This window comes from Pseudarthrobacter sp. R1 (assembly GCF_024494415.1).
In the GTDB taxonomy this organism is placed as follows: domain Bacteria; phylum Actinomycetota; class Actinomycetes; order Actinomycetales; family Micrococcaceae; genus Arthrobacter.
Map to the genome: position 1 here is coordinate 389,920 of NZ_JAMKFI010000008.1, position 25,043 is coordinate 414,962.

The following is a 25,043-nucleotide window of genomic DNA, read 5'->3' on the forward strand; positions in this document are numbered from 1 at the left end:
GTATGACGGCGGACCTGCAGGCGCCCGCGCGCTCCCTGGGCTCGTGGACCATCGGCGTGGTGGGCATTGCCGGGCTGGCAGCCATCATCGCGGGGGTCTACACGTCCCGCGAGGCCCTCGTCGCCGTTGCCGTGGCCAGCGCCGCTGCGGTGGGCATCGGCTGGCCGCACTTCCTCCGGATTCCTGCCAAAAAGACGCTCGCGGCGGTGATTGCCCTGGCCGGGGCCGGTTCGGCGCTCGCTGCCGCGTACGCCCCCGCTCCCGGCTACCTCGACTGGACGCCGCCCTTTATTGCACTCGGTATGATGGCCGTTTTTGTGGTGCAGCTCATCCGCGGAACAGGGCAAACGCAGCGGCTGGAGTCAACCCTTGGCTGCTCGGCAGGAGTGCTGCTCGCCTGCCTGGGCGCGGGCTGGATCGCCGGAGCACGGTTTAACGGGGTGCGCGAGATGCTGCTCGTAGCGGCCATCAGCGCGGCCGTTGCCCTGCTGGCAGGATTGATCAGGTGGCCGGACAGTATTATTGCGCCCCTGGGCATCGTTCTCGCGGGACTTGCCGGTCCGCTCGCCGGGCTGGTGCTCTCGGATATCGCTGTCCTGCCGGCGGCCATTTTTGGTGTGGTGGTAGGTGCGGTCCTGGTGAGCTTCCGCCGGCTCGTGACGCTGCGCGGCGCTCCGATTAATGTTCCTGCTGCCTTTAGCATTGGCCTGGCGCCTGTCTCGGCGGTGGGTTCCCTGGCTTACTTCATAGACAAACTACTCATCTACTAACGCGTTAGGATGGCATCATGTCCGTACTTGCTTTTGAAATCTTCTTCCTTGTCCTGCTCGGCATCGCCAGCCTTTCCATGGCATGGTTTGCCGGCTTTGTGGTCTACCGCCTGTTCAAAGGCCAGAAGTAGACCCTTTCCGGAGCTAGCCGTTTTCCGAGGTAATTGCTGTGCCGATTGAGATTCCCACCGACTTGACCCCAGAACTTGTCCCGCTTTCCTGGCTCATTGGTGAGTGGGAAGGCCGCGGCCGGCTGGGCACAGGGGACGAGGGCTCGGAGCACTTCCTGCAGCGTGTGTCCTTCACCCACAACGGGCTGCCCTACCTGCAGTACCGTGCGGAGAGCTGGCTGACGGACGACGACGGCACGCGCCTGCGGCCGCTGACCGTCGAGACGGGCTTCTGGGCGCTGGAGCGCAAACAGCTGGATGCCGACGGCGGCCCTGGCCTGATCCCCGCGGACATCGTTCCTGCGTTGAAGAGCGCCGATGAGGTGGAAGCCCTCCGCAACAGCGAGGGCGGCTTCGACATCTCGGTGTCCATCTCGCATCCCGGAGGCATCTCCGAGCTGTACTACGGACAGATCAAGGGACCGCAGATCCAGCTCACCACCGACATGGTGATGCGCGGGAGCCACTCCAAGGACTACAGCGCGGCCACGCGCATTTTCGGCCTGGTGGACGGCAACCTGCTCTGGCGGTGGGATGTCGCCGTTGGTGGCAAAGAGGGCAAGGGACTGGAAGCACACGCCTCCGCCTTCCTCAAAAAGGTCTCCTGACCCTATCCGGGCCGGAAAAACGAAAGCGGGTCGTGGCACGTGAAAGATCCCCAGAACGTTCAGGCTCCCGGAAGTCTGCGGGACTACAGCGACCTGAAAGCCGTTTTTTTCAACGGGACCCTGAAGAGGTCGCCCCAGACCAGCAATACGGACGGGCTGATCAACATCAGCCGGCTCATCATGGAGAAACAGGGCGTCAGCACCCGTGTGATCCGCACTGTGGACCACGATATTGCCAGCGGCGTCTACCCGGACATGACCAAGTACGGCTGGCCCACGGATGAATGGCCCCAGCTGTATCCGGCGGTGCAGGAAGCGGACATCGTGGTGGTGGCCGGACCCATTTGGCTGGGCGACAACTCCTCCCAGACCAAGAAGCTCATCGAACGCCTCTACGCCCACTCCGGTGAACTCAACAGCAAGGGCCAGTGGGCGTTCTATCCCAAGGCGGGCGGCTGCCTGATCACGGGCAACGAGGACGGCATCAAGCACTGCGCCATGAACGTCCTGTACAGCCTGCAGCACATTGGCTTCAGCATTCCGCCACAGGCGGATGCCGGGTGGATCGGCGCTGTTGGCCCGGGCCCGAGCTACCTTGACGAGGGCTCCGGCGGTCCCGAAACCGACTTCACCAACCGGAACGCCACGTTTATGACCTGGAACCTCCTGCACCTGGCCCGGATCCTCAAGGACGCCGGCGGCTACCCGGACTACGGCAACCTGCCCCAGGAATGGGCAGCAGGGACGCGCTTCGATTTTGAGAATCCGGAATACCGCTGACCTTCAAGGACTTCTACTACATATGACTACTTCCAGCCCTCTGTTGTCGCGCCCAGGAGCCGTTGAGGCATCCGGCGCGGACGCCGGCGTCGCCTCCCACTACGGCGAGCCGCTGCGCGAGCAGCGCGCACTCGCTGCCGGTACCGCCGTCGTCGACCTTTCCCACCGCGGCATTGTCACAGTCAGCGGGCCGGACAGGCTGAGCTGGCTCAACACGCTGTCCTCGCAGCAGGTGGCCGGCCTCCAGCCCGGGGAATCCAGCGAACTGCTCCTCCTGAGCGTGCAGGGCAGGATCGACTTCGACGCCCGGGTGATTGACGACGGCGTTACCACCTGGCTGATCGTTGAGGCCGCCGAAGCAGCACCCCTGGCGGAGTTCCTGAACAGGATGAAATTCATGCTGCGGGTGGAAATTGCTGACGTCTCCGCCGACTGGGCCGTTGTGGGCAGCACCAGGGTAATTCCCGAATGGTCGGAGCTGCTGGTGTGGCAGGACCCCTGGCCCAACGTGGCAGCCGGCGGCTACTCCTATGCCACCGTTCCCGAAGCCAGCCATCCCGGGCTGGAGCGGCCTTGGTTTGAGTACTTGGTACCGGCCGCCGACCTGGAACAGCGGGTAGCCGACCGCCAGCTGGCCGGAGTCCTCGCCGCGGAAGCGCTCCGGCTGGCGGCCTGGCGCCCCCGCATCGGTGCTGAAACGGATGACAAGACCATCCCGCATGAACTGGACCTCCTCCGCACGGCCGTGCACCTGGCAAAAGGCTGCTACAAGGGACAGGAAACCATCGCGCGCGTGCACAACCTGGGACACCCGCCACGCCGGCTCGTGTTCCTCCAGTTGGACGGCTCGCAGCACACCCTGCCACAGGCCGGAAGTCCGGTGCTGGCGGGGGAGCGGAAGGTGGGGACGGTTACCTCGGTGGCCCAGCATTACGAGATGGGGCCGGTTGCGCTGGCAGTCATAAAGCGTTCGGTGGGCGCGGATGAAATACTGACGGTTCTGGACGGCGAGGAGCCTTACCCTGCCGCCCAGGAACTTATCGTTGCCCCCGACGCCGGTCAGGTAGTGGGGCGCCAGACCGGATTCCTCAAGGGGCCACGCTAATGACTGACAACGCCGGAACCAGCGCCGCGCCGTCCGCCTCACCGGCAGGCCAGGAAGGGCCCGACGAGGAGGCGCTCGCTTTGGCGCATACGCTCTTCCAAGCCGCCAGGGAAGGGGACACGGCGCTGCTGCGTGCCTATCTCGACGCCGGTGCTCCCGCCACCCTGACGAATTCCGCCGGCGATTCCCTCCTGATGCTCGCTGCCTACCATGGCCACGCGGAGACCGTTCAGCTCATCCTGAAACACGGCGCCGAGGCCGACACCGCCAACGACCGCGGCCAGACTCCGCTGGCCGGAGCGGCGTTCAAGGGCTACACCGACGTTGCCCGGGTCCTGCTGGATGCCGGTGCGGACCCGGACGCAGGTTCGCCCACAGCACGGGCCGCCGCCCAGATGTTCGCGCGCAAGGAAATCCTGGATCTCCTGGGCTAATTGATGCGGCCGTAGCGCTGTCCTTTATGAAGCCCCAGCCGGTTTAGGGCTGGGGCTTCAGCGTGTTAGCCCTGTCAGCCAAGGTGGACGCTGGTCTGGATTCCGCCGGCTGACAGGCCAAGCTTCCGGGCCAGCGCCAGGGACCCTGTGTTGCTGACGTCTGTCCGCCACTGCAGCGTGAGACCCGCCGCCAGTGCCTCATGGGCTGCGATGGACACCGCGAGCGAGCCCAGGCCCCGGCGCCGCCATTCCGGGTCCACCAGGACGCCCAGGTGGGCCAGCAGGCCCACCCACTCGGAGTAAGCGCCGCAGGCCAGAGGGACGCGGCGCCCGTCAACTTCGTGGACGATGGTGTAGCGGTTCTCGAGGTCTGACAGGCCAACCTCGTTGACGTCGTCCGGCGGGCAGCGGCCCTCCAGCTCGATGGCCTCGGGGTTGCCGTGGGAGACCGTCATCTCTTCGGAGGGCTGCTTCAGGGGCAGGTCGTCGGCGAAGAACAATGCCGCGGCGCCCAGGCCGTGGCCCCCGTGCGACCGGGTCAGCGTCAGGAGCGTGACGTGCTGGGCCATCTCCTCATCGGGAATGCCGGCCGCGGCATCAATGACCCACTGCGGTCCCACCAGTGCCGAGCTGCCAAAGAGCCGCACAAACTCAACGGTCCGCACCGATTCGTCGGCCCGGACGATCCGCTCCCCGGAGGCCAGGGCGGTTCCGAAGGCGTCGTCGTCGAGTCCCAGGCGCCGGGCCCAGGCAAGCTGGATGATGGCGGCGGAACCGGGGTCAAGTGTCATACTCCCAGCCTAGGGCGGGCAGGCGGCCCCGCCGAGCAGGACACCTTTGCTGGACGAGACAACCCAGCGGAACAGGGCACCTTAGCTGAACCGGACAACTCAGCCGAACAGGACGGCGGCTTCGTCGTAGCGCTTCTGCGGAACGGTCTTGAGCTGGCCAAGGGCTTCCTGGAAACCCACGTGCTCAATGTCCGTGCCCTTCAGTGCCACCATGGTGCCCCAGTAGCCTTCCACCACCGAGTCGATGGCCGCCATGCCCAGCCGGGTGGCAAGGACGCGATCGAAGGCGGACGGCACACCGCCGCGCTGGATGTGGCCCAGGATGGTGGCGCGGGTTTCGATGCCGGTGCGGGCTTCAAGTTCCGGGGCGAGCTGGTCCGCGATGCCGCCCAGGCGGGGCCGGCCGAAGGTGTCCAGGCCGCGTTCGGAGTGCGGGGTCTCCATGTGCTCGGGAACGAACCCCTCGGCCACCACCACCAGCGGCGCGCGGCCGCGGGCATGGGCTTCCTTCACCCATTCCGTGATCTGGTCGATGCTGACCTTCTGCTCCGGGATAAGGATGGCGTGGGCACCGGCCGCCATGCCGGCGTGCAGCGCGATCCAGCCAACGTGCCGGCCCATGACTTCGGCGATCATGCAGCGGTGGTGTGACTCGCCGGTGGTCCGGAGCCGGTCGATGGCTTCGGTGGCGATCTGGACGGCGGTATCAAAGCCGAAGGTGTAGTCGGTGGCGTCGAGGTCGTTGTCCACGGTCTTGGGAACACCGACGATCTTCAGGCCGGCGTCGGTGAGGCGCTTCGCAGCGGCCAAGGTTCCCTCACCGCCGATCGCGATGATGGCGTCGATGCCGAGACGGTCCATGTGGGCTTTGATGACCTCGGGGCCGCCGCCGTTTTCGAAGGGGTTGGTGCGTGAGGTGCCCAGAATGGTGCCGCCCTGTTTGGCAATACCGCGGACCATGGTGCGGGGGATGTCGATGATGTCGCCCTCGACGACGCCGCGCCATCCGTCAAGGAAACCCACGAATTCGTGACCATGGATGGCAATGCCTTTGAGGACGGCTCCGCGGATCACGGCGTTCAGTCCGGGGCAGTCGCCACCGCTGGTGAGAATTCCAATTTTCATGTCTCGGCTCAAATCCTGGAGAGAAGGTGTACAGGCAGAGCGCCACGCTGAGCTCACATAGAGTCTAGTGGGGGGTGTGGGGCACGACACAAACCGGTTACATAAGGGCCCGGTCAGGGATCAGGCAGCGCAAAAGAAAAAGTGTCCCCGCTCGCAGGGGGAGCGGGGACACTGTCTTGTCGGTTTCTCAGGGACGGTTCAGGGACCGGCGGTCAAGGAACGTCTGGAGCGGGATGACGTTCCGCTGATCCGGCAGGACCACCCAGGCCAGGAGATAGAAGATCAGGGCCGGCCCGGGCAGCAGGGCGAAGAGGAGGAATGCGATGCGGACGTAGGCCACGTCCACGTTGAGCTTGGCGGCAATCCCTCCCAGAACGCCTCCCAGCCAGCGCTGCGGTCCGCGTTTCAGGCCGAGGCCCCTGACGATGCTGAAAAACTTGTCCATGGCTCAAGACTTCCCTGTTGTAGGACTGTTGTCACGTTTCCGGGCTGAGAGGAGTCCGCCGATCACCAGGGCGGCGCCTGCTCCGATCATGAGCCCGATCAGGACGTAGGTCCCGTTGAGGGTGACGATGCCCAGCTGCGCGATGATGATCAGGGCGGCGAGGGCAAGGACGATCAGTCCCCAGACCACCGTTCCCACCCTCGCCCCGGATGGAGGGGCAGAGTCGGTGCGTGCCGCCGTCGTGCTTCCCGGAACGTACGGGTCCGGGGCCGGAGTGTGGCTGCTCATGTCAGTTACCTTCCTTGATGGTGACGTTGCTGACGGTGCCGTCGATCTGGATCACCAGGTGGCTGCCGGGCTTGTCGGTGTTGTAGCTGCTTTCCCGTGTGGTGGTTCCGCCGCGCTGGCTCCCGCCTTCGGTCAGGTTGCCGAGGGTCATGTCGGCCCTGATGTCCACGGGCACGGTGTCGGGAATGACCACCGTGACGTTGCTGGCGGTGAAGTCCAGCGGGACCAGGACCTCTGACTGGAGCGGGGCACTTCCGGCCAGTTCGGTGAGGTCGACGGTGCCGCGTCCTGCCGTGATGTTGAGCCCGTCGCTTGCCTGCTGGATGCTCGTGGGCGTCCAGTCAACCTGCTGGAAGCGGACACGGTCGCCGTTGTTGCCCACCACGTTGAAGATTCCGCCGATGATCAGGGCCGCCACCGCGAAGAACGAGAGGATGCCGGAGGTCCGGCCGCGGAGGCCCAGGATGAGGATGCCGATGCCCAGGACGGCCGCTGCGCTTGCCCAGGCGATGGCGTTGGTGGAGTCGCCGAGGTCGATGATGTTGGTGACGTCCAGTGCTTTCAGTCCTGCGCCGACGATCAAGGCGCTGCCGGCTGCGATCGCGACGGCGGGGGCGCCGGGACCTGCGGGACGTACCTTCGGTGCGGGTGGGGGACCCTGCGGTTGCCGGGTGCCGCCGGCGCCTCCGTTGTTCCATCCGCTGCCGGACCTGCTGCCGGCGTAAGGGCTGCCGCTGTACGGGCTGCCTCCGTACGGGCTGCCTCCGTACGGGCTGCCGGTGAAAGGACCGGTGCCCGCAACGTCTGAGTAAGGGGGAGTGGTGCCGGTGGAAGTAGATGCGGAATAGGCGGTGGTGCCGGGGTACGCGTTGGTTGCGTAGGAGGGGGTGCCGGCCGCTGCACTCGCCGGTGTTCCAACGGCCGCCTTGTTCCGCTGCGCCAGGTAGTAGATCAGGTAGATGGCGCCGCCAACCCAGAAGATGGTCCAGAGGAAGGCGCCGAAGCCGTGGTTGCCCCAGCCCCAGAAACCGCCGCCCAGTCCGCTGAAGCCGAGGATGACGGCGATGAGGGAACCTGTCATGCCGCTGGTCCACCGGCCGGCGCCGGCCTCCTGGACGTGGATCCTCCCATCGGGCTCGGGCAGGAAGGCCCACGCGAGGCCGTAGGCAAGCACGCCGATGCCGGCGAAGAGGGTGAGGACGATAAAGACGCCGCGCACGATCAGCGGGTCGATGCCCATGCGGTGGGCGATGCCGCTGGAGACGCCGCCGATCCAGCGGTCCTGGCCGCGGGTGATGCCGTGGCTGCGGACCCAACCGAAGAAGTCCGTCTGCTGGCTGGGCATTCCCGCGTAGGCGTAGCTGCCGGTGTTCTGGCTTGAGCTGCTGTGGCTGGGGGAGGGTCCGTCCGACGGCCCGGGGTATGGCCCATCGGAGCCATCCTGCGCCGGGTAATCCTGTGCCGCCGGGTAATCCTGGGTGGAGTCCTGCTTGGATTCGTCCGCCGGGTTCTGGTCTGATGCTGAGGGGGTGGCAGGCGGCACCACGGGCTCCGTGGCGTGTTCGTTTTCGCGCTTGGGGAGGGGCTCCGTTGGCTGGCCGTCGTCTGGGGTGGGGGTTTGCGAGTTCATACATCGATCCTTCCGCCTGCCGGTCTTTGGCTCTACTGGGGGACACCCTGAACGGCCCCTGAGTGGCCCCCGGTTCCGGCTGGATTGCGGTCCGGGGAACCCTGATCCGTGTTTGGATTGATCCATGACAACCGTCCCCGTCCGCCCCCCGCTGGTCCGCCGCAGCGACCGCTTTATCGCGGGCGTGTGCTCCGGCCTTGCCGCGCATCTGGGCTGGCCGGTCCGCAACGTACGGGTGGCGATGGTCCTGGCTTCACTGGCCGGCGGGGCCGGCGTCGTCTTCTATGCCTGGTTGTGGATCATGGTGCCCACCGCGGACGAAAGCGCCCGGCGGCAGGCGCGCCGGCCGCCGTCGCCCATTGCCCCGGCGGTGAGCCGCGAGCCTGTTCCGGGGGCCGTTCCCCGGGCCACTGCCGCGGGTGGCCCTGGTGTTGCCCTTCCCGGAGCGGTCGACGGCGGCCCTGGCTCGGCCACTGCCCCTCCCGCTTCCGGCGGTTACCCGGCGGCAGGGGAGGCCGCGGGACAGGCTTCCGAGGCTGCCCGGCCCTGGTTCAGGTTCCGGGACATGCGGTACGGCAAGGAGATCCTGCTCGGTGTGGGGCTGCTGCTGGTGGCGGGCATCCTGGTCGCACAGCTCCTGGGCGTGGACGTTCCCCTGGGCACACTGATTCCGGCGGCGGCAGTCCTTGGCGGCGCTTCCATTGCCTGGATGCAGCTTGATGAAACCCGGCGTGCCGGGCTCGTGGACAAAACCAAGGCGGATCAGGCCGGAGGCTGGGCGCGGCTGGCGGCGGGCCTGGCGCTGGTGGTGGCGGGCGTTCTGGTGATGGTGTCGGGATCCGGGTCGTGGGAGCAGACGTGGCTGGCGCTGCTGGCCTCCGTTGCGGTCCTCGGCGGGGTGGTGCTGGTTCTGCTCCCGTGGGCGCTGAAGTTCTGGCGTGACCTGGAGGCGGAGCGCGCCGGCCGCATCCGGGAAACCGAACGGGCCGAGATCGCCGCCCACCTTCACGACTCGGTGCTGCAGACGCTGGCCCTTATCCAGCGGCGGGCTGCCAATGAGCACGACGTCGTCCGGCTGGCCCGTGCCCAGGAGCGGGAGCTGCGGGGCTGGCTGTTTGAGGACCCCGGCAAGGACGCCGGGCAGTTGTCGGACCGGATCAAGGCGGTAGCCGCCGAAGTGGAAGACCTGCTGGGCAACGCCGTCGAGGTGGTCAGCGTGGGGGACACGACTGTCACGGAGGGCCATGAAGCGCTGATCCAGGCGAGCCGTGAGGCCATGCTCAACGCTTCCCGCCACGGCGGCGGGACGGTCTCGGTCTACCTGGAGGCAGCTGCCGGACGTGCGGAAGTCTTCGTCAAGGACCGCGGCCCGGGCTTTGAACTGCAGGACGTTCCGGAGGACAGGCTCGGGGTGCGGGAGTCCATCATCGGCAGGATGAACCGGCACGGCGGCACGGCGGCGATCACCAGTACCAGTGAAGGCACGGAGGTACGGCTGGGCTTCCCCGCCGCGCCGCAGGACAGCACGGAAGGCAAACCATGAACGTAATGCAGGGAGCCGGTACCGGTCCCGTCCGAACCGCCAGGTCCGCCCGGGTGGTGATTGTGGATGACCATGCGATCTTCCGCTCCGGCCTGAAGGCCGACCTTGATCCCAGTATCCAGGTGGTGGGCGAGGCGGCGACGGTGGAGCAGGCCATCGCCGTGATCGCCCGGGAGCGCCCGGACGTGGTGCTCCTGGACGTTCACCTTCCCGGCGGCCTTGGGGGCGGGGGCCGCGAAGTCATCGCCGGCTCCGCTGCCCTGCTGGCCACCACCAGGTTCCTTGCCCTCAGCGTCTCGGACGCGGCGGAGGACGTTGTGGCGGTGATCCGGGCCGGAGCACGCGGCTACGTCACCAAGACCATCTCGGGCGCAGAAATCACCGACGCCGTATATCGGGTTGCCGGTGGGGACGCCGTCTTCTCGCCGCGGCTCGCTGGCTTCGTCCTTGATGCTTTTGGCACCGCCCCCGCAGACATCGCCGACGACGAACTGGACAAACTCTCAGCCCGGGAACTTGAGGTCATGCGCCTCATCGCCCGCGGCTACAGCTACAAGGAGGTGGCCAAGGAGCTGTTCATCAGCATCAAGACCGTGGAGACGCATGTGTCCGCCGTACTCCGCAAGCTGCAGCTCTCCAGCCGGCACGAACTCACCAAGTGGGCGGCCGAACGCCGCCTCCTCTAGCCGCAACGCTCTCTCACTTAACGCGGGCTTTTCCGCGACGCTCTCTCCCTTGATGCGGCTTAAGCCGGAACGCTCTCTCACTTGATGCGCCTCATACCCAAACGCCCTATCACCTTCCGGTCCTTTAAGCCGAACGCTCCATCACACTCCTGAAGAGAGTGATAGAGCGTTTGGGTTTTTCCTGCGTTAAGTGAGAGAGCGTCCCTACTGAGCCTTGCCGAGGAAGTCCTGCAGGCGCTGCACGCCGGTGGCGAGGTCCTCGTCGCCAAGCGCGTAGGAAAGGCGCAGGTAGCCCGAAGGCCCAAAAGCCTCGCCCGGAACCACTGCCACCTCAACCTCATCCAGGATCAGGGCTGCGAGCTCGGCGGAGGTCTGTGGCGTGGCGGTACCCGACGCCGTCGGGAACTCCTTGCCCAGCAGCGCGCGGACGTCCGCATACACGTAGAAGGCGCCCTTCGGCGTCGGGCATTCCACGCCGTCGATGGCGTTCAGGCCGGCGACGATGGCCTTGCGGCGGCGGTCGAAGGCGACCTTCATCTCGTCCACGGCGGTCAGCGGTCCGGACACGGCGGCGAGGGCGGCGACCTGGGGAATGTTGGAGACGTTGGAGGTGGCGTGGGACTGCAGGTTGGTGGCGGCCTTGATGACGTCGGCCGGGCCGATCATCCAGCCCACACGCCAGCCGGTCATTGCGTAGGTCTTGGCCACGCCGTTGAGGATAACCACTTTGTCGCCCAGCTCCGGGGCGGCGGTGGCGATGGAGGTGAACGGAACGCCGTCGTAGGTCAGGTGCTCGTAAATCTCATCGGTGACCACCCACAGGCCCTTGGCCGCGGCCCACTTGCCAATCTCCGCCACCTGCTCCGGTGAGTAGACGGAGCCGGTGGGGTTCGACGGCGACACGAACAGCAGGATCTTCGTCCTGTCGGTCACCGCTGCTTCGAGCTGCTCCACCGTCACAAGGTAGTCCTGCTCCGGGCCGGCAAACACCTCCACGGGGACCCCGCCTGCGAGCCGGATGGCCTCCGGGTACGTGGTCCAGAACGGGGTGGGCACAATGACTTCGTCGCCCGGATCAACAAGCGTGGCGAAGGTGTTGTAGACGGCCTGCTTGCCGCCGTTGGTCACCAGGACCTGGGAAGCGTCCACCGCGTAGCCGGAGTCCCGCAGGGTCTTCTCGGCGATGGCCTTCTTCAGCTCGGGCAGGCCGCCCGCGGGGGAGTAGCGGTGGTACTTGGGCTGGCTCGCCGCTTCAATGGCCGCCTGGACGATGTAGTCCGGGGTGGGGAAATCCGGTTCACCCGCGCCGAAACCAATGACCGGCCGGCCAGCTGCCTTCAGCGCCTTCGCCTTGGCATCAACGGCAAGGGTTGCGGATTCGGCAATAGCGGAAATGCGCTGGGAAACGCGGGCGGCAGACATGGCAGGTCCGTTCTTCGCTTGCAGCCCGGAGGCTGGAATGTGGGTTTCGACGTGATCTACTCTATGCTGTTCACCGGACCCTCCGGGTTGCCGGTTTTGATTTGTGACTGCCTGCCAGTCAAGGTCAAACCCGGCCAGCGGGAAGGGCCGGAAACGGGCTGGTTCGACGAACGCGAAGTTGTTGCGTAGACTGGTTCACCGGTGTTGAAAACACGGATGATGACGTGCGCCCCAGTGCAAGCTGGTGGTTAGTCGTTGTTGCGTGGAGTTCACTCCATAGGGTAGTGGCGCAATTGGTAGCGCAGCGGTCTCCAAAACCGCAGGTTGCAGGTTCGAGTCCTGTCTGCCCTGCGCAAGCTGCCCCGGACAAAAATCCGGGGCAGGCGCAGCAACCATGGTTCTGATCAGGGCCGGGTAATCCAACATTGCAAAGATGAGCGAGGACCAGGTGACCGAAACAGCTGCCAGCAGCTCCAAGGGCCGCCCAGCTAAGAAGGACGCCAAGGCAAACTTCTTCGCCCGCATTGCGCTCTTCATCCGCCAGATCATCGGCGAGCTGAAGAAAGTTGTTGCACCAACCCGCAAGGAACTGATCAACTACACGCTCGTGGTGCTGGTGTTCGTCGGCATCATGATGATCATCGTCAGCCTGCTGGACCTCGGTTTTGGAACCGCTGTCAGCTGGGTCTTCGGCGGTAGCGTCCCCGGGGACAGCTAAGGCTGAACCGTCCGCAGGCCGCGTGATCCGTCCGGGAAACCGGAGGGAAGCACCGGTGTGCGGAATTGAGCCATTTAAATAGGCATGTTAGGCAATGAGGAAGCAGGAGACCAAGTGTCTGAGCAGGAGCTCGAGGTAACCGAGACTGAGCTGGAAGAGTCCGCGGACATCACGGCAGAAGCCGGTGACGAGTCTGAGGTTGAGTCCTCCGCGCCCGAAGCCAGCGACGCCGGGTCCGAAGACGATGAGGCGGACGACGCCGGCTCCGAGGAAGAGTCAGCAGACGCCCTCGCAGCCGCCGCCGCCAAGGCCGATGTTGACCCCGCCGAGGAATTCAAGGCCAAGCTGCGCCGCCAGGAAGGTGACTGGTACGTCATCCACTCCTACGCCGGGTACGAAAACCGCGTGAAGGCCAACCTGGAAACCCGCATCCAGACCCTGGACATGGAAGATTACATCTTCGAAATCCAGGTGCCCATGGAAGAAGTCGTTGAGATCAAGAACGCTCAGCGCAAGGTCATCAACCGCGTTCGCATCCCCGGCTACGTGCTGGTCCGCATGGACCTGACGGACGCCTCCTGGGGCGCCGACCGCCACACCCCCGGCGTAACCGGCTTCGTGGGAAACGCCCACAACCCAGTGCCGCTGCGCCTGGACGAAGTCTTCTCCATGCTCGCTCCCGTTTTCGAGGAAGAGCAGGCCGAGAAGGGCAAGCCGGTCAACAAGCAGAACCAGGCTCCCGTGGATGTCGACTTCGAGGTCGGCGAGTCCGTCATCGTCAAGGAAGGTCCGTTCGAGACCCTCCCCGCCACGATCTCCGAGATCAAGGTGGAATCCCAGACCCTCGTGGTGCTGGTTTCCATCTTCGAGCGCGAAACGCCGGTCACCCTGGCGTTCAACCAGGTCACCAAGATCTGACAACCCCAAGAATTCGTCCCGGTGCTGCCTGCTTTAGCGGCACCGGAACGGCCGGCCGCCTCGCCATGGCGGCCAAAAACCTGAGGCACGCTCCTGTGTCCCAGGACGTTATTGAGAGAAGGACCCTACATTGGCTCCCAAGAAGAAGGTCACCGGCCTCATCAAGCTGCAGATCCAGGCAGGTGCCGCTAACCCGGCTCCGCCGATCGGTCCTGCGCTTGGCCAGCACGGTGTCAACATCATGGAATTCTGCAAGGCGTACAACGCTGCGACGGAAGCCCAGCGCGGAAACGTTATCCCCGTGGAAATCACGGTCTACGAGGACCGTTCCTTCACGTTCATCACCAAGACCCCGCCGGCTGCAGAACTCATCAAAAAGGCTGCAGGCGTCGCCAAGGGTTCAGCAACCCCGCACACCGTCAAGGTTGCCAAGCTGACCCAGGCACAGGTCAACGAGATCGCTTCCACCAAGATGGAAGACCTCAACGCCACCAGCCTCGAAGGCGCAGCGAAGATCATCGCCGGCACCGCCCGCTCCATGGGCATCACCGTCGAGGGTTAATTCCCCCGCTGCCACATGTCGGGTTCGGAAAACCGATCACGACGACGGGCGGCACCGCCGGGCAACCGGCACCACTGCCGTATAAGCGGCACAAACCGACAAATGTTGGGAACCGGGCACGGATAACGAGCCCGCTCACCAACTGTGGCAGGGCCCAGCGCGGTCCGCAGACCACAACTGCACAAGGAGAAATAAGCAGCATGGCAAAGCGCAGCAAAGCATATGAGGCAGCAGCCGCCAAGATCGACGCGGAGAAGTTCTACGCGCCGTTCGAGGCAGTAACGCTGGCCAAGGACACCAACCCGTCCAAGTTCGACGCCACCGTTGAGGTTGCATTCCGCCTCGGCGTCGACCCCCGCAAGGCTGACCAGATGGTCCGCGGCACCGTCAACCTGCCCCACGGCACCGGTAAGACTGCCCGCGTCCTGGTTTTCGCTACGGGTGACAAGGCTGAGGCAGCAATCGCTGCCGGCGCCGACTTCGTTGGTTCCGATGACCTGATCGAAAAGATCGCAGCCGGCTGGACCGACTTCGACGCCGCCGTCGCCACCCCTGACCTCATGGGCAAGGTTGGCCGCCTCGGTAAGGTCCTGGGCCCGCGTAACCTGATGCCGAACCCGAAGACGGGCACCGTGACCCCCGACGTCACCAAGGCCGTCAACGACATCAAGGGTGGAAAGATCGACTTCCGCGTCGACAAGCACTCCAACCTGCACTTCATCATCGGCAAGGTGTCCTTCGACGCCATCAAGCTGGCTGAGAACTATGCAGCAGCACTGGAAGAGGTGCTTCGCCTGAAGCCGTCCGCTTCCAAGGGCCGCTACATCCAGAAGGCCACCGTTGCCACCACCTTCGGCCCCGGCATCTCCGTGGACCCGAACGTCACCAAGGTTCTGACCGAGGCCTAAATCCTCGTGTGAAGCAACCGCAGCGGATCCTTCCGTTGCAAACAAAAACCGCCCGGCACCCGTGCCGGGCGGTTTTGTTTAAGTCCGGAAACCGTGCCCAAGCGGCAGAACCTTGCCTAAGCTGTAGAAATGGCCGAACCGGATGTTGATCCATCCTTGGAGGAATCCGTTGTGCTGGCAATATCCGAGGTGGACGTCATGCAGCCCGGCGGCGAAACAGCTGCGGGGGCCCGCCAGGTTACCGCCGAGTTTGAGGAATGCCACGCCCTGCGGGTGGCCCACGAACTCGCTGCATGGGGCAACCTGGACCGTTGCCCCATGCTGCAGGAAGCTGCCGAGTTCTGGCAGGGCAACGAATATGAGGAACGGCACCTGTACCTCGCCAGGCTCGGCGCGGAAACCGCGGGGATCTGCTCAGTCACCTTCCCGCTGCGCGAGAACACGCACACCGCTGGGATCGATGTCCTGGTTGTTCCTGTCCACCGACGCCGAGGACTGGGCCGAGCCCTGCTCAAGCACGCCGAGGCCGTCGCCCGGGATCGTGGCAGGACCTCTCTTGACGCCTATCACGAGGTGCCGTTGGAGGCTGCGGAGGGTACCGCCCTGCTGCCGGCGAAATCCGGCGCCGGTGGTCTGCCGCTTGACCAGCCCGCGGTGTCTTTTGCCGTTGCTGCCGGCTACGAGCTGGAGCAGGTGGAACGGTCCAGCCGACTGGCCCTGCCTGTGCCGCCGGAACTGCTGGACCGGTTGGAGGCCGATGCCTCCGCCCGGGCCGCGGAATACTCCATCATCGGCTGGAATGACAGCTGCCCGGAAGACCTGCTGCAGGCGTATGCGGAGCTCAAAGCGACCATGAGTACGGACGTGCCCATCGCCGGGTTGGATTGGGAACGTGAGGACTGGGACGTCGCCAGGGTCCGGGAGGAGGAGGACACGCTGATCCGCAGTGGAGTCCAATCAGCGGTGACGGCGGCCCGGCAGCGGGAGACGGGGCAACTGGCGGCCTACACCGTCCTGAACTGGCGCCCGGGCGTGCCGGACTCCATCGTGCAGCAGGACACCCTCGTCACCTCCGAACACCGCGGCCACCGCCTGGGCATGTTGACCAAGGTGGCAAACTTGCGGCGGGCCCAGCGCCGGTGGCCGGCGGCACGGTCGGTGCTGACATGGAATGCCAACGAAAACCAACATATGCTGGCCATAAATATTGCACTTGGATTCAAGCCTGCAGGTTATGAAGGCGAGTGGCAGAAACGGCTGGGGTGATTCGCCTATGGCAAAAGACGTGAAGATCGAGCAGCTTTGGATTCCCGACTCGCTGGACGCGCCGGACGCAGCGGACTTCCTTGCCGCCGTCGAGGTGGGGCGGAAAGTGAGGATGCAGACCTGGGGGAGTGATGACCTCGCCTATGGTCCCTTGGAGAAGCTGCTCGAGTTCCAGGACCCGTACGAGCGCCAGCTGATTCTCGTAGCCAAGGTGGACGGGGAGATCGTGGGGACCGTCGATATCGCCCTGCCCCTCACTGACAACCTCGACCTGGCCGAATTCACCCTCGACATCCTCCCTGAGTTCCAGCGCCAGGGAGTGGGCCGCCGGCTCCTCCAGGCCGCCGAACAGCTGGTCCGCGGCGAGGGGCGCACCATGATCTTGGTGGACACGAACCACCCCGGGGCCTCCCTCCATGAATTCGAGCGCGCCCAGTTGGTCCCGGGCTCGGGCCAGGGCTTCGTACCGTTGGAGAGCCGCGAAGTGGAGTTCGCCCAGCGGACCGGGTACACGCTTCAGCATATTGAGCAGTTCAGCTCGTGCGCGCTGCCGCTGGACACAAAGCTGGTGGCAGACCTCCAGGCTGAGGCGGATGAGGCCAACAACGGCCGCTACCGGCTGCACCACTGGACGGACCGCTGCCCGGACCAGTGGCTGGAGGCCGTCGCGGCCCTTGAGAACCAAGCGGGGGCCGACGTCGATCCCGCCCTGGACGCGCCGGTTGAGCAGGACATGGTGCTCGACGGCGCCATCCTCCGGGAAGCCGAAGAGGTTGCCATCGCGCAGGGCAGGCGGACCGTGGTCACCGCAGTCGAACACCTTGCCTCGGGAACGCTCGTGGGCCTGACCACCATCACGGTACTGGCGCACCGTGCCGACGTCGTATTCCAGGACGACACCCTGGTGCTGCAGGAGCACAGGGGGAACAAGCTGGGCCTGCTGATCAAGGTGGCCAACATGGAACGGCTCACCGAGCAGTTTCCGGACGCGCGGGTCATCTATACCTGGAACGCCCCGGAAAACCGGTACCTCCTGACCGTGAACCAGCAGCTGGGTTTCCAGACTGCCGGGGTCACCGGGATCTGGCAAAAGGAGCTTCCGCACGTGCACACCAGCACCAGCTAACGGCCCGATTTGGAGGACCGGCGGCTCTCCCCGTAGACTTGAAGGACCAAAGACCGTCGGTTGTTGGAAATCCACTCTCTCGAACATGGCTCAACTCTGCAGTTGTGTGCGGGAGACGCAGTGGCTTTCTGGACGAAGGACCCTCAACGTAGGGCGGCCGGCGCAGGTGAACGAAGCAAAAGCTCCATGGAAACATCTGTGTTGAGCCAAGCCCCGTGCATCTGCGCGGGGCGTTTTTAGTTTTAGCTCATCCGAGCGGGGACCGTCGCATACCGGCACTATCCCCGGAAGGAGGGTTATGGCAACGCCTACCAAGGTTTCAGCAGTAGCTGAGATCACTAACGATTTCAAGGAATCGAACGCCGCTGTCCTGACCGAATACCGCGGGCTCACCGTTGCACAGCTCAAGCAGCTGCGTGTTTCTCTCGGCCAGGACACCAAGTTCGCGGTCGTCAAGAACACCCTGACCGCCATTGCAGCCAAGGAAGCCGGTGTTGAAGCATTCAACGACCAGCTCTCGGGCCCCACTGCAATCGCGTTCATCAAGGGTGACGCAGTTGCCGCTGCCAAGAGCCTGACGGATTTTGCCAAGACCAACAAGCAGCTGGTCATCAAGACCGGTTACTTCGAGGGCAAGGCACTGGACGCCAGCGAGGTTGCCGCACTGGCAGCGCTCGAGTCCCGCGAGCTGCAGCTCGCCAAGGTTGCAGGCGTCCTCAAGGCCCCTGCTGCCGCAGCTGCACGCATCATCGACGCACTGCGCCTCAAGCTTGAAGAAGAGAACGGTGCACCGGCGGCTGCCGAAGCACCCGCCGCTGAAGAAGTTCCTGCTGATGCTTCAGCTGAAGCCCCGGCTGAAGCTCCCGCAGCCGAAGAGAACTAATTCTCTTTACCCCACAAGACTCCGGTGTGAAGCACGGCCGCGTGCCGCTGACCACCACAACAGGAAGGACGCCTACCATGGCGAAGCTCACCAACGAAGAGCTCATTGAAGCTTTCAAGGAACTGACCATCATCGAGCTCTCCGAGTTCGTCAAGCTCTTCGAAGAGACCTTCGAAGTTACCGCTGCTGCTGTAGCTGTTGCCGGCCCCGCCGGTGCTGCTGCTGAAGAGGTTGAAGAGAAGACTGACTTCGACGTCGTCCTCGAAGCTGCCGGCGACAAGAAGATCGCAGTGATCAAGGAAGTTCGCGCCATCACTTCCCTGGGCCTCAAGGAAGCCAAGGACCTGGTTGACAGCGCTCCCAAGGCTGTCCTCGAAGGTGCAACCAAGGAAGCTGCCGAGAAGGCCAAGGAGCAGCTCGAGGCTGCAGGCGCCACCGTTACCCTCAAGTAACAGCGTTTCCTGGAAAACCCCGTCCACTCCGGTGGGCGGGGTTTTCTGCTTTAACTCCAACGCGGCGTCACTTTCCGCCCGATGAATCGTTCAGAGTGGCACAGGTGACCCCGCGTTGCTTAGGAGGGGTCGGAGATATCGGCGACCACAGCATCCAGTGCTGCGGTAAGGGCGTCGGCGTCAACGAATGCGCTGTAGCCGTGGGCTCCTGCGCCCATTGAGATCCGCCGGCCGGTAATGGTGGCGTCCGCGTAGACGGGCCAGGGTTGGGTGCTCCCCAAGGGTGTGATGGTGCCGCGTTCGTATCCGGTGGCCTCAAGCGCCACGTCCGCGGGCGGCAGCGACAGCTTGTTCACGCCCACGAGGCTCCGCAGCTTGGGCCAGGAGATCTGGCGGTCTCCCGGGATGAGGGCGAACAGGAACGAGCCGTCCTTGTGCTTGACCACCAGTGACTTCACGATGTCCCCGGGGCTGATGCCCAGGATCCCGGCCGCCTCTTCAAGACTTCTGGCGGCCGGCCGTTCCACCACCTGCACCTGCAGGCCCCTGGCGGCTGCATCCGCCAGGAACCGTTCGCGTCCGACGCCGTCCGTTCCGTTCGCAGGCATGCCCGTCATCAGTCGCGGTACAGCAGGAGGGCTTCGCCCTGTCCGCCGCCCCCGCACAGGGACACCGCGGCTTTGCCTGTTCCGCGCCGCCGAAGCTCATGGGCGGCATGTACAGCGAGCCGGGCCCCCGATGCGCCGATGGGGTGGCCCAGGGCGATGGCACCGCCATGGATGTTGCACTTTTCAAGGGGGTAATCGAGGTCCTGCAGCGACTGGACTGCGACTGAACCAAACGCTTCGTTGATCTCGATAAAGTCCAAATCGGCAGTGGTCCAGCCCGCACGCCCCAGGGCGTTCTTAATGGCGTTGGACGGCTGGGAATGCAGGGAGTTGTCCGGCCCGGCAACCTGCCCGGGCTTGCCGACAACCGCCAGGTATTCGAGCCCGTTCTCCTCGGCAAAGGCGCGGGAGGAGAGGACCAGTGCCGCGGCTCCATCAGACAGGGGAGAGGAATTGCCGGCGGTGATGGTGCCGTCGGTGACGAAGGCGGCCCGCAGCCCGGCCAGGGACTCAACGGAGGCGTTGGGGCGTACACCTTCATCGGTGGAGACCACCAGGGGATCGCCCTTGCGCTGCTTGACGCTGAGGGGGACGATTTCGTCGTCGAAGGTGCCGTTCTTGGCGGCCAGCGCGGCACGCTGGTGCGACTGGGCGGCCACATTGTCCTGGGATGTCCTGTCGATGCCCAGCGCAAGGTTGCGGGTTTCGGTGGAAAGACCCATCGACTGGCCGTCAAAGGCGTCCGTGAGTCCATCGTGCGCAGCCACGTCCAGCGCCTGGATGGAGCCGTAGGTCCACCCCTGCCGTGAGCCGGGCAGCACGTGCGGTGCCCGGGTCATGGACTCCTGCCCGCCTGCCACTACCACGGCCGCCTCACCGCCGCGGATCATCCGGGCGGCGTCGATCACCGCGGTCAGCCCAGAGAGGCAGACCTTGTTCACGGTGACGGCAGGAACATCCCAGCCGATGCCGGCGCCGATGGAGCTCTGCCGTGCGGGATTCTGGCCGGCACCCGCCTGGAGCACCTGTCCCATGATGACGGCCTCCACCTGACCGGCGTCCACCCCGCTTGCCTCCAGGGCAGCCTTGATGGCGCGGGCCCCGAGGTCGACGGCGGTAAAGCTCGCCAGCTGGCCGTTGATACGGCCCTGTGGAGTACGAACTGCTGCGAGGATGACAACGTCAGTGTTGTCCGCGGAGTTGCCCATGTTTATCTCTTCCGATCTGATCCGTTGTAGGCCACTAAGGCTATCGTGACGCTGGTCACCCATATATTCAAACGTCCCGGCCGCTATGTGCATTCCGGCCGCGCCCCTGACCCCAAGACGGCAGCGGCGGGGGAGGACTCCCCATCCCCGGGACGTGCGCGACGACGGCGGCCTGCGTAGGGTGGACGGCGGACACTTTTGCAGGGGGACAGCAGGTCCGTTCCCCGGGGACGCTTGGAGCAGCACGGTGAAAAAAATCCTGACGATGGCAGCAGCCATCGGCTTTGCCTCACTGACGGCCTGTTCCGTTTCCACGCCGGATCCCAACGCCGCCTCAACGGCGCCGGCCGCGAATGAGCCAAGCCGGGCAAACTCTCCCCGCTCCACCGGCTCCGCTGGAAGCGCCACGGACGCGCCGCCGTCGTCCGCTGCAGGGGAAGCGGCTTCAGGGGGAGCCGCAGCGATGGGAGCAAAAGGTACCTGTGAACTCTTCAACGAATTGGTCGCGGAGTACAAGGCCGTCCCGGCCGATGACCCGGACGGCTATGAGGATATCTACCTGCGGGCCGAAGACGCCAAGGACGCAACAGCCGGTGACCTCCAAGGGCTCTTCGCGTCACTGAGCCTGCTCGCCATCGACCATTCAGCCGCGGCGGAATCCGGCGGCGTGCCGGCGCAGGAATCCCGGGACGCAGTCAGGGATGCGGTGTTTGCCAACGCCGGGACGTGCACGGCCGAAGGCGTCACCCTGCGGCTTTAGTCCCGCCGCCAGCAAGCAGCCCGGAAAACCGGTGCTTGCAATCGGGCCGGATGTGGGGTAGACATGTAGGTTATTTTGCCGTATCGTAGACATTTGCGTCTTCCCTGTTTACCTTCAGCCTTCATATAGCGGTGGGCTTTCGCCTGGCAGCTGGCAATCAACGTGCCGTCAACAACGTCACAGCATGGTCAGCACCGGCCCCGGGTCATATAGCGGAACCGGATGGTAGCACTGCGGAGCATTCCGCAGGGTGCACAGCGGGGGAGATCTGAAAACGCCTGAAGGTCTGTGGAAGGATCCCTCTTGGTCGCCTCGAGCACCTCTAATAACGAAACCGCTAACACCGCCGACAGCACTGATGGTGCCACTCGCCGGCTCTCATTCGCAAAGATTCACGAACCTCTTGACGTTCCGAATCTGCTTGCCCTCCAGACGGACAGCTTCGACTGGCTGGTCGGAAACGAACGCTGGCAGGCACGCGTAGCGAAAGCTGTCGAAGAAAACGATCTTAGCGTCGCCACCACGTCCGGTCTTTCGGACATCTTCGAAGAGATCTCCCCGATTGAGGACTTCCAGGGCACCATGTCCCTGAGCTTCTCCGATCCCGAGTTCGCTGACCCGAAGTACACCATGGCCGAGTGCAAGGACCGGGACGCAACGTACTCGGCTCCGCTGTACGTCAAGGCCGAGTTCATGAACAACAACACGGGCGAGATCAAGCAGCAGACCGTCTTCATGGGCGACTTCCCGCTGATGACCGAGAAGGGCACCTTCGTGGTCAACGGCACCGAGCGTGTCGTCGTCTCCCAGCTGGTCCGTTCCCCGGGCGCCTACTTCGAGCGTGCCGCCGACAAGACCAGCGACAAGGACATCTTCACTGCGAAGATCATCCCGTCCCGCGGCGCCTGGTTCGAGCTCGAAATCGACAAGCGCGACCAGGTCGGCGTTCGCCTCGACCGCAAGCGCAAGCAGTCGGTCACCGTCCTGCTGAAGGCCCTCGGCTGGACCGAAGGCCAGATCCTCGAAGAGTTCGGCCAGTACGACTCCATGCGGGCAACCCTGGAGAAGGACGCCACCGAGACCCGCGAAGACGCTTTGCTGGACATCTACCGGAAGCTGCGCCCGGGCGAGCCCCCCACCGTCGAGGCTGCCCAGTCGCTGCTGGACAACCTGTACTTCAACTCCAAGCGCTACGATCTGGCCAAGGTTGGCCGCTACAAGATCAACCGCAAGCTTGGCATCGACCGCTCCCTTGGCGACAAGGAAGCATCGGTCCTGCACGTTGAAGACATCGTGGCCATGATCAAGTTCCTCGTCGCGCTGCACGCCGGCGAAAAGACCATCAAGGGCACCCGCGATGGCCAGGAAGTGGACCTGCGCGTCGAAATCGACGACATCGACCACTTCGGCAACCGCCGCATCCGCGCCGTCGGCGAGCTCATCGAGAACCAGGTCCGCACCGGCCTGTCCCGTATGGAGCGCGTTGTCCGCGAGCGTATGACCACCCAGGACGTCGAGGCCATCACGCCCCAGACCCTGATCAACATCCGCCCCGTGGTTGCAGCCATCAAGGAGTTCTTCGGAACCTCCCAGCTGTCGCAGTTCATGGACCAGAACAACCCGCTCTCGGGCCTGACCCACAAGCGCCGCCTTTCGGCGCTTGGCCCCGGCGGTCTGTCCCGTGACCGCGCCGGCATGGAAGTCCGTGACGTGCACCCGTCCCACTACGGACGTATGTGCCCCATCGAAACCCCTGAAGGCCCGAACATTGGTCTGATCGGTTCGCTGGCATCCTACGGACGCATCAACCCGTTCGGCTTCATCGAGACCCCGTACCGCCTGGTCAAGAACGGCGTCGTGTCCGACGACGTCCAGTACCTGACGGCCGACGACGAGGCTGAGGTGCTCATCGCCCAGGCCAATGCGCCGCTGGACGAGAACAAGAAGTTCGCCGAAGACACCGTCCTGGTGCGTGCCCGTGGTGGTGGAGGCGAGCCTGTGCTCGTTCCCGCCGAGGACGTCGAGTTCATGGACGTATCCCCGCGCCAGATGGTGTCCGTGGCTACCGCCCTGATCCCGTTCCTCGAGCACGACGACGCCAACCGCGCACTCATGGGTGCCAACATGCAGCGCCAGGCCGTGCCGCTGGTCCGTTCCGAGGCTCCCTTTGTGGGCACCGGCATGGAGCGCGCCGCAGCCGTCGACGCCGGTGACGTTGTCATCGCCAAGAAGGCCGGTGTGGTCACCGAGGTTTCCGCCGAGCTCGTCATCATGCTCAACGACGACGGCACCGAGACCAATTACCGCATCAACAAGTTCGCCCGCTCCAACCAGGGCAACTGCTACAACCACCGTGTCCTGGTGAACGAAGGCCAGCGCCTGGAAGTTGGCGGCATTATCGCCGACGGCCCGGCAACGGACCAGGGCGAGCTCGCCCTCGGTAAGAACCTGCTCGTGGCATTCATGTCATGGGAAGGCCACAACTTCGAGGACGCCATCATCCTCTCGCAGCGCATCGTTGCCGAGGACGTTCTTTCCTCCATCCACATCGAGGAGCACGAGATCGATGCCCGCGACACCAAACTTGGTGCCGAGGAAATCACCCGTGACATCCCCAACGTGTCCGAGGAAGTACTGGCAGGCCTGGACGAGCGCGGCATCATCCACATTGGTGCCGAGGTTGAAGCAGGGGACATCCTGGTTGGAAAGGTCACCCCGAAGGGTGAGACCGAACTGACCCCGGAAGAGCGCCTGCTGCGCGCCATCTTCGGTGAGAAGTCCCGCGAAGTCCGCGACACCTCCCTGAAGGTGCCCCACGGCGAGTCCGGCACCGTCATCGGCGTGCGCGTCTTCGACCGCGACAACGACGACGAGCTGCCCCCGGGCGTGAACCAGCTGGTCCGCGTCTACGTGGCTGCCAAGCGTAAGATCACCGACGGCGACAAGCTCGCCGGCCGCCACGGCAACAAGGGCGTTATCTCCAAGATCCTCCCGATCGAGGACATGCCCTTCCTTGCCGACGGTACCCCCGTTGATATCGTCCTGAACCCGCTGGGTGTCCCGGGCCGTATGAACGTAGGCCAGGTGCTTGAGACGCACCTCGGATGGGTTGCCAAGACCGGTTGGAAGATCGAAGGCGAGCCCGAGTGGGTCAAGCAGCTACCGAACCTGCCGCGCGAGAGTGGCCAGACCACTGTTGCAACGCCGGTGTTCGACGGCGCCCGCGAAGAGGAAATCACGGGCCTGCTGGACTCCACCAACGTGACCCGTGACGGCGAACGCCTGATCAACTCCTCCGGCAAGACCCGTCTGTTCGACGGCCGCTCCGGCGAGCCGTTCCCGGATCCGATCTCGGTCGGCTACATGTACATCCTGAAGCTCCACCACCTGGTGGACGACAAGATCCACGCGCGCTCCACCGGCCCGTACTCCATGATCACGCAGCAGCCGCTGGGTGGTAAGGCACAGTTCGGTGGCCAGCGCTTCGGTGAAATGGAAGTGTGGGCGCTCGAAGCTTACGGCGCCGCCTACACGCTCCAGGAACTCCTCACGATCAAGTCTGATGACATCCACGGTCGTGTGAAGGTCTACGAAGCCATCGTCAAGGGCGAGAACATCCCCGAGCCGGGTGTTCCCGAGTCCTTCAAGGTCTTGATCAAGGAAATGCAGTCACTGTGCCTGAACGTGGAAGTCCTCTCCACGGACGGAACCACAATTGAAATGCGTGACTCTGATGACGCAGTCTTCACCGCTGCGGAAGAACTGGGCATCGATCTGTCTCGTGCAGAGCCCAGTTCGGTAGAAGAGGTCTAGCAGAGCGTCCGACGGCGGGTGACC

26 protein-coding genes and 1 tRNA gene are annotated in these 25,043 nt (G+C 64.7%); 19 read left to right on the plus strand and 8 right to left on the minus strand.

Translation table 11 applies throughout. The features are described from left to right. The first annotated feature begins 2 nt into the window (after window positions 1-2). The 5 genes from M8J71_RS12630 to M8J71_RS12650 all read left to right on the plus strand — a co-directional run bounded on the left by M8J71_RS12630 (window position 3) and on the right by M8J71_RS12650 (window position 3,867). Window positions 3-770 carry a permease gene (locus M8J71_RS12630; RefSeq protein WP_256248240.1) on the plus strand — a complete coding sequence of 256 codons (768 nt, stop codon included), beginning with the start codon at window positions 3-5 and terminating at the stop codon, window positions 768-770. Between the two features lie 169 nt (window positions 771-939). Further along, window positions 940-1,548, plus strand: coding sequence for an FABP family protein (locus tag M8J71_RS12635; RefSeq protein ID WP_256248241.1), 609 nt, complete (start codon window positions 940-942; stop codon window positions 1,546-1,548). A gap of 39 nt (window positions 1,549-1,587) precedes the next feature. Further along, a complete protein-coding gene (locus M8J71_RS12640; protein ID WP_256248243.1) occupies window positions 1,588-2,328 on the plus strand; it encodes a flavodoxin family protein in 741 nt (246 codons plus the stop codon). Between the two features lie 22 nt (window positions 2,329-2,350). After that, window positions 2,351-3,433, plus strand: a complete 1,083-nt coding sequence (gene ygfZ / locus M8J71_RS12645; RefSeq protein ID WP_256248245.1) for a CAF17-like 4Fe-4S cluster assembly/insertion protein YgfZ — start codon at window positions 2,351-2,353, stop codon at window positions 3,431-3,433. Beyond that, entirely contained in the window at window positions 3,433-3,867 is a 435-nt protein-coding gene (locus M8J71_RS12650) for an ankyrin repeat domain-containing protein (RefSeq protein WP_256248247.1), read from the plus strand. Before ygfZ ends, M8J71_RS12650 begins: the two co-directional genes overlap by 1 nt. Before the next feature lie 74 nt (window positions 3,868-3,941). On the opposite strand, the gene M8J71_RS12655 is transcribed toward M8J71_RS12650, so the two are convergent. From M8J71_RS12655 to M8J71_RS12675, 5 genes are all read right to left on the minus strand, one after another. Continuing rightward, the gene (locus tag M8J71_RS12655) at window positions 3,942-4,658 is read right to left on the minus strand and encodes a GNAT family N-acetyltransferase (protein ID WP_256248248.1); all 717 of its coding nucleotides are present in this window, start codon (window positions 4,656-4,658) and stop codon (window positions 3,942-3,944) included. Between the two features lie 99 nt (window positions 4,659-4,757). Continuing rightward, entirely contained in the window at window positions 4,758-5,783 is a 1,026-nt protein-coding gene (locus M8J71_RS12660) for an ATP-dependent 6-phosphofructokinase (RefSeq protein ID WP_050054289.1), read from the minus strand. Between the two features lie 187 nt (window positions 5,784-5,970). Then, a complete protein-coding gene (locus tag M8J71_RS12665; protein ID WP_163161859.1) occupies window positions 5,971-6,228 on the minus strand; it encodes a PspC domain-containing protein in 258 nt (85 codons plus the stop codon). A 3-nt stretch (window positions 6,229-6,231) separates the two neighbouring features. Further along, window positions 6,232-6,516 (minus strand): hypothetical protein, encoded by a 285-nt coding sequence (locus M8J71_RS12670; RefSeq protein ID WP_256248249.1) that lies wholly within the window; start codon window positions 6,514-6,516, stop codon window positions 6,232-6,234. A gap of 1 nt (window position 6,517) precedes the next feature. Next, a complete protein-coding gene (locus tag M8J71_RS12675) occupies window positions 6,518-8,146 on the minus strand; it encodes a PspC domain-containing protein (RefSeq protein WP_256248251.1) in 1,629 nt (542 codons plus the stop codon). Between the two features lie 124 nt (window positions 8,147-8,270). On the opposite strand from M8J71_RS12675, the gene M8J71_RS12680 reads away from it, so the two are divergent. Beyond that, window positions 8,271-9,689 carry an ATP-binding protein gene (locus M8J71_RS12680; RefSeq protein ID WP_256248252.1) on the plus strand — a complete coding sequence of 473 codons (1,419 nt, stop codon included), beginning with the start codon at window positions 8,271-8,273 and terminating at the stop codon, window positions 9,687-9,689. After that, window positions 9,686-10,375: a LuxR C-terminal-related transcriptional regulator gene (locus M8J71_RS12685; RefSeq protein ID WP_256248253.1), complete on the plus strand. Its 690-nt coding sequence runs from the start codon at window positions 9,686-9,688 to the stop codon at window positions 10,373-10,375. The genes M8J71_RS12680 and M8J71_RS12685 overlap by 4 nt, the downstream gene beginning before the upstream one ends. 204 nt (window positions 10,376-10,579) lie before the next feature. On the opposite strand, the gene M8J71_RS12690 is transcribed toward M8J71_RS12685, so the two are convergent. Continuing rightward, window positions 10,580-11,797: a pyridoxal phosphate-dependent aminotransferase gene (locus M8J71_RS12690; RefSeq protein ID WP_256248254.1), complete on the minus strand. Its 1,218-nt coding sequence runs from the start codon at window positions 11,795-11,797 to the stop codon at window positions 10,580-10,582. A gap of 39 nt (window positions 11,798-11,836) precedes the next feature. Between M8J71_RS12690 and M8J71_RS12695 the strand changes: the two genes are divergently transcribed. The 10 genes from M8J71_RS12695 (at window position 11,837) to rplL (ending at window position 18,630) form a co-directional block, all read left to right on the plus strand. Continuing rightward, complete coding sequence (locus M8J71_RS12695) at window positions 11,837-11,986, plus strand: hypothetical protein (RefSeq protein WP_163161871.1); 150 nt, start codon at window positions 11,837-11,839, stop codon at window positions 11,984-11,986. A gap of 89 nt (window positions 11,987-12,075) precedes the next feature. Then, a tRNA-Trp gene (locus tag M8J71_RS12700) sits at window positions 12,076-12,148 on the plus strand. Window positions 12,149-12,230: 82 nt separating this feature from the next. Then, on the plus strand, window positions 12,231-12,515 hold the full coding sequence (gene secE / locus M8J71_RS12705) for a preprotein translocase subunit SecE (protein ID WP_163161873.1): 285 nt from the start codon (window positions 12,231-12,233) through the stop codon (window positions 12,513-12,515). Window positions 12,516-12,629: 114 nt separating this feature from the next. Then, on the plus strand, window positions 12,630-13,433 hold the full coding sequence (nusG, locus tag M8J71_RS12710) for a transcription termination/antitermination protein NusG (RefSeq protein ID WP_256248257.1): 804 nt from the start codon (window positions 12,630-12,632) through the stop codon (window positions 13,431-13,433). A gap of 130 nt (window positions 13,434-13,563) precedes the next feature. After that, complete coding sequence (gene rplK, locus M8J71_RS12715; RefSeq protein ID WP_003803853.1) at window positions 13,564-13,995, plus strand: 50S ribosomal protein L11; 432 nt, start codon at window positions 13,564-13,566, stop codon at window positions 13,993-13,995. Window positions 13,996-14,195: 200 nt separating this feature from the next. Then, window positions 14,196-14,903 (plus strand): 50S ribosomal protein L1, encoded by a 708-nt coding sequence (gene rplA, locus M8J71_RS12720; protein ID WP_163161877.1) that lies wholly within the window; start codon window positions 14,196-14,198, stop codon window positions 14,901-14,903. A gap of 129 nt (window positions 14,904-15,032) precedes the next feature. Beyond that, window positions 15,033-16,169, plus strand: coding sequence for a GNAT family N-acetyltransferase (locus tag M8J71_RS12725; protein WP_256248258.1), 1,137 nt, complete (start codon window positions 15,033-15,035; stop codon window positions 16,167-16,169). A 7-nt stretch (window positions 16,170-16,176) separates the two neighbouring features. Then, window positions 16,177-17,295, plus strand: a complete 1,119-nt coding sequence (locus M8J71_RS12730; protein ID WP_256248259.1) for a GNAT family N-acetyltransferase — start codon at window positions 16,177-16,179, stop codon at window positions 17,293-17,295. A 298-nt stretch (window positions 17,296-17,593) separates the two neighbouring features. Beyond that, window positions 17,594-18,178, plus strand: a complete 585-nt coding sequence (rplJ, locus tag M8J71_RS12735) for a 50S ribosomal protein L10 (protein ID WP_256248260.1) — start codon at window positions 17,594-17,596, stop codon at window positions 18,176-18,178. A gap of 77 nt (window positions 18,179-18,255) precedes the next feature. After that, entirely contained in the window at window positions 18,256-18,630 is a 375-nt protein-coding gene (gene rplL, locus M8J71_RS12740) for a 50S ribosomal protein L7/L12 (protein ID WP_066277893.1), read from the plus strand. A gap of 119 nt (window positions 18,631-18,749) precedes the next feature. Here rplL and M8J71_RS12745 read toward each other — a convergent pair whose 3' ends face one another. Together M8J71_RS12745 and M8J71_RS12750 are read right to left on the minus strand one after the other, a co-directional pair. Beyond that, complete coding sequence (locus M8J71_RS12745) at window positions 18,750-19,247, minus strand: aminoacyl-tRNA deacylase (RefSeq protein ID WP_256248261.1); 498 nt, start codon at window positions 19,245-19,247, stop codon at window positions 18,750-18,752. Then, window positions 19,247-20,446: an acetyl-CoA C-acetyltransferase gene (locus tag M8J71_RS12750; RefSeq protein WP_256248262.1), complete on the minus strand. Its 1,200-nt coding sequence runs from the start codon at window positions 20,444-20,446 to the stop codon at window positions 19,247-19,249. Before M8J71_RS12750 ends, M8J71_RS12745 begins: the two co-directional genes overlap by 1 nt. A 265-nt stretch (window positions 20,447-20,711) precedes the next feature. Between M8J71_RS12750 and M8J71_RS12755 the strand changes: the two genes are divergently transcribed. Beyond that, entirely contained in the window at window positions 20,712-21,206 is a 495-nt protein-coding gene (locus M8J71_RS12755) for a hypothetical protein (protein ID WP_256248263.1), read from the plus strand. Between the two features lie 303 nt (window positions 21,207-21,509). Then, complete coding sequence (gene rpoB, locus M8J71_RS12760; RefSeq protein ID WP_091415051.1) at window positions 21,510-25,019, plus strand: DNA-directed RNA polymerase subunit beta; 3,510 nt, start codon at window positions 21,510-21,512, stop codon at window positions 25,017-25,019. Window positions 25,020-25,043: the final 24 nt, after the last annotated feature.

Coding starts and splice junctions, on each gene's coding strand:
- M8J71_RS12630 (WP_256248240.1), top strand. CDS start 3: ATGACGGCGGACCTGCAGGCGCCCGCGCGCTCCCTGGGCTCGTGGACC.
- ygfZ (WP_256248245.1), top strand. CDS start 2,351: ATGACTACTTCCAGCCCTCTGTTGTCGCGCCCAGGAGCCGTTGAGGCA.
- M8J71_RS12650 (WP_256248247.1), top strand. CDS start 3,433: ATGACTGACAACGCCGGAACCAGCGCCGCGCCGTCCGCCTCACCGGCA.
- M8J71_RS12655 (WP_256248248.1), bottom strand. CDS start 4,658: ATGACACTTGACCCCGGTTCCGCCGCCATCATCCAGCTTGCCTGGGCC.
- M8J71_RS12660 (WP_050054289.1), bottom strand. CDS start 5,783: ATGAAAATTGGAATTCTCACCAGCGGTGGCGACTGCCCCGGACTGAAC.
- M8J71_RS12665 (WP_163161859.1), bottom strand. CDS start 6,228: ATGGACAAGTTTTTCAGCATCGTCAGGGGCCTCGGCCTGAAACGCGGA.
- M8J71_RS12670 (WP_256248249.1), bottom strand. CDS start 6,516: ATGAGCAGCCACACTCCGGCCCCGGACCCGTACGTTCCGGGAAGCACG.
- M8J71_RS12675 (WP_256248251.1), bottom strand. CDS start 8,146: ATGAACTCGCAAACCCCCACCCCAGACGACGGCCAGCCAACGGAGCCC.
- M8J71_RS12680 (WP_256248252.1), top strand. CDS start 8,271: ATGACAACCGTCCCCGTCCGCCCCCCGCTGGTCCGCCGCAGCGACCGC.
- M8J71_RS12685 (WP_256248253.1), top strand. CDS start 9,686: ATGAACGTAATGCAGGGAGCCGGTACCGGTCCCGTCCGAACCGCCAGG.
- M8J71_RS12690 (WP_256248254.1), bottom strand. CDS start 11,797: ATGTCTGCCGCCCGCGTTTCCCAGCGCATTTCCGCTATTGCCGAATCC.
- secE (WP_163161873.1), top strand. CDS start 12,231: ATGAGCGAGGACCAGGTGACCGAAACAGCTGCCAGCAGCTCCAAGGGC.
- rplA (WP_163161877.1), top strand. CDS start 14,196: ATGGCAAAGCGCAGCAAAGCATATGAGGCAGCAGCCGCCAAGATCGAC.
- M8J71_RS12725 (WP_256248258.1), top strand. CDS start 15,033: ATGGCCGAACCGGATGTTGATCCATCCTTGGAGGAATCCGTTGTGCTG.
- M8J71_RS12730 (WP_256248259.1), top strand. CDS start 16,177: ATGGCAAAAGACGTGAAGATCGAGCAGCTTTGGATTCCCGACTCGCTG.
- rplJ (WP_256248260.1), top strand. CDS start 17,594: ATGGCAACGCCTACCAAGGTTTCAGCAGTAGCTGAGATCACTAACGAT.
- rplL (WP_066277893.1), top strand. CDS start 18,256: ATGGCGAAGCTCACCAACGAAGAGCTCATTGAAGCTTTCAAGGAACTG.
- M8J71_RS12745 (WP_256248261.1), bottom strand. CDS start 19,247: ATGACGGGCATGCCTGCGAACGGAACGGACGGCGTCGGACGCGAACGG.
- M8J71_RS12750 (WP_256248262.1), bottom strand. CDS start 20,446: ATGGGCAACTCCGCGGACAACACTGACGTTGTCATCCTCGCAGCAGTT.
- M8J71_RS12755 (WP_256248263.1), top strand. CDS start 20,712: ATGGCAGCAGCCATCGGCTTTGCCTCACTGACGGCCTGTTCCGTTTCC.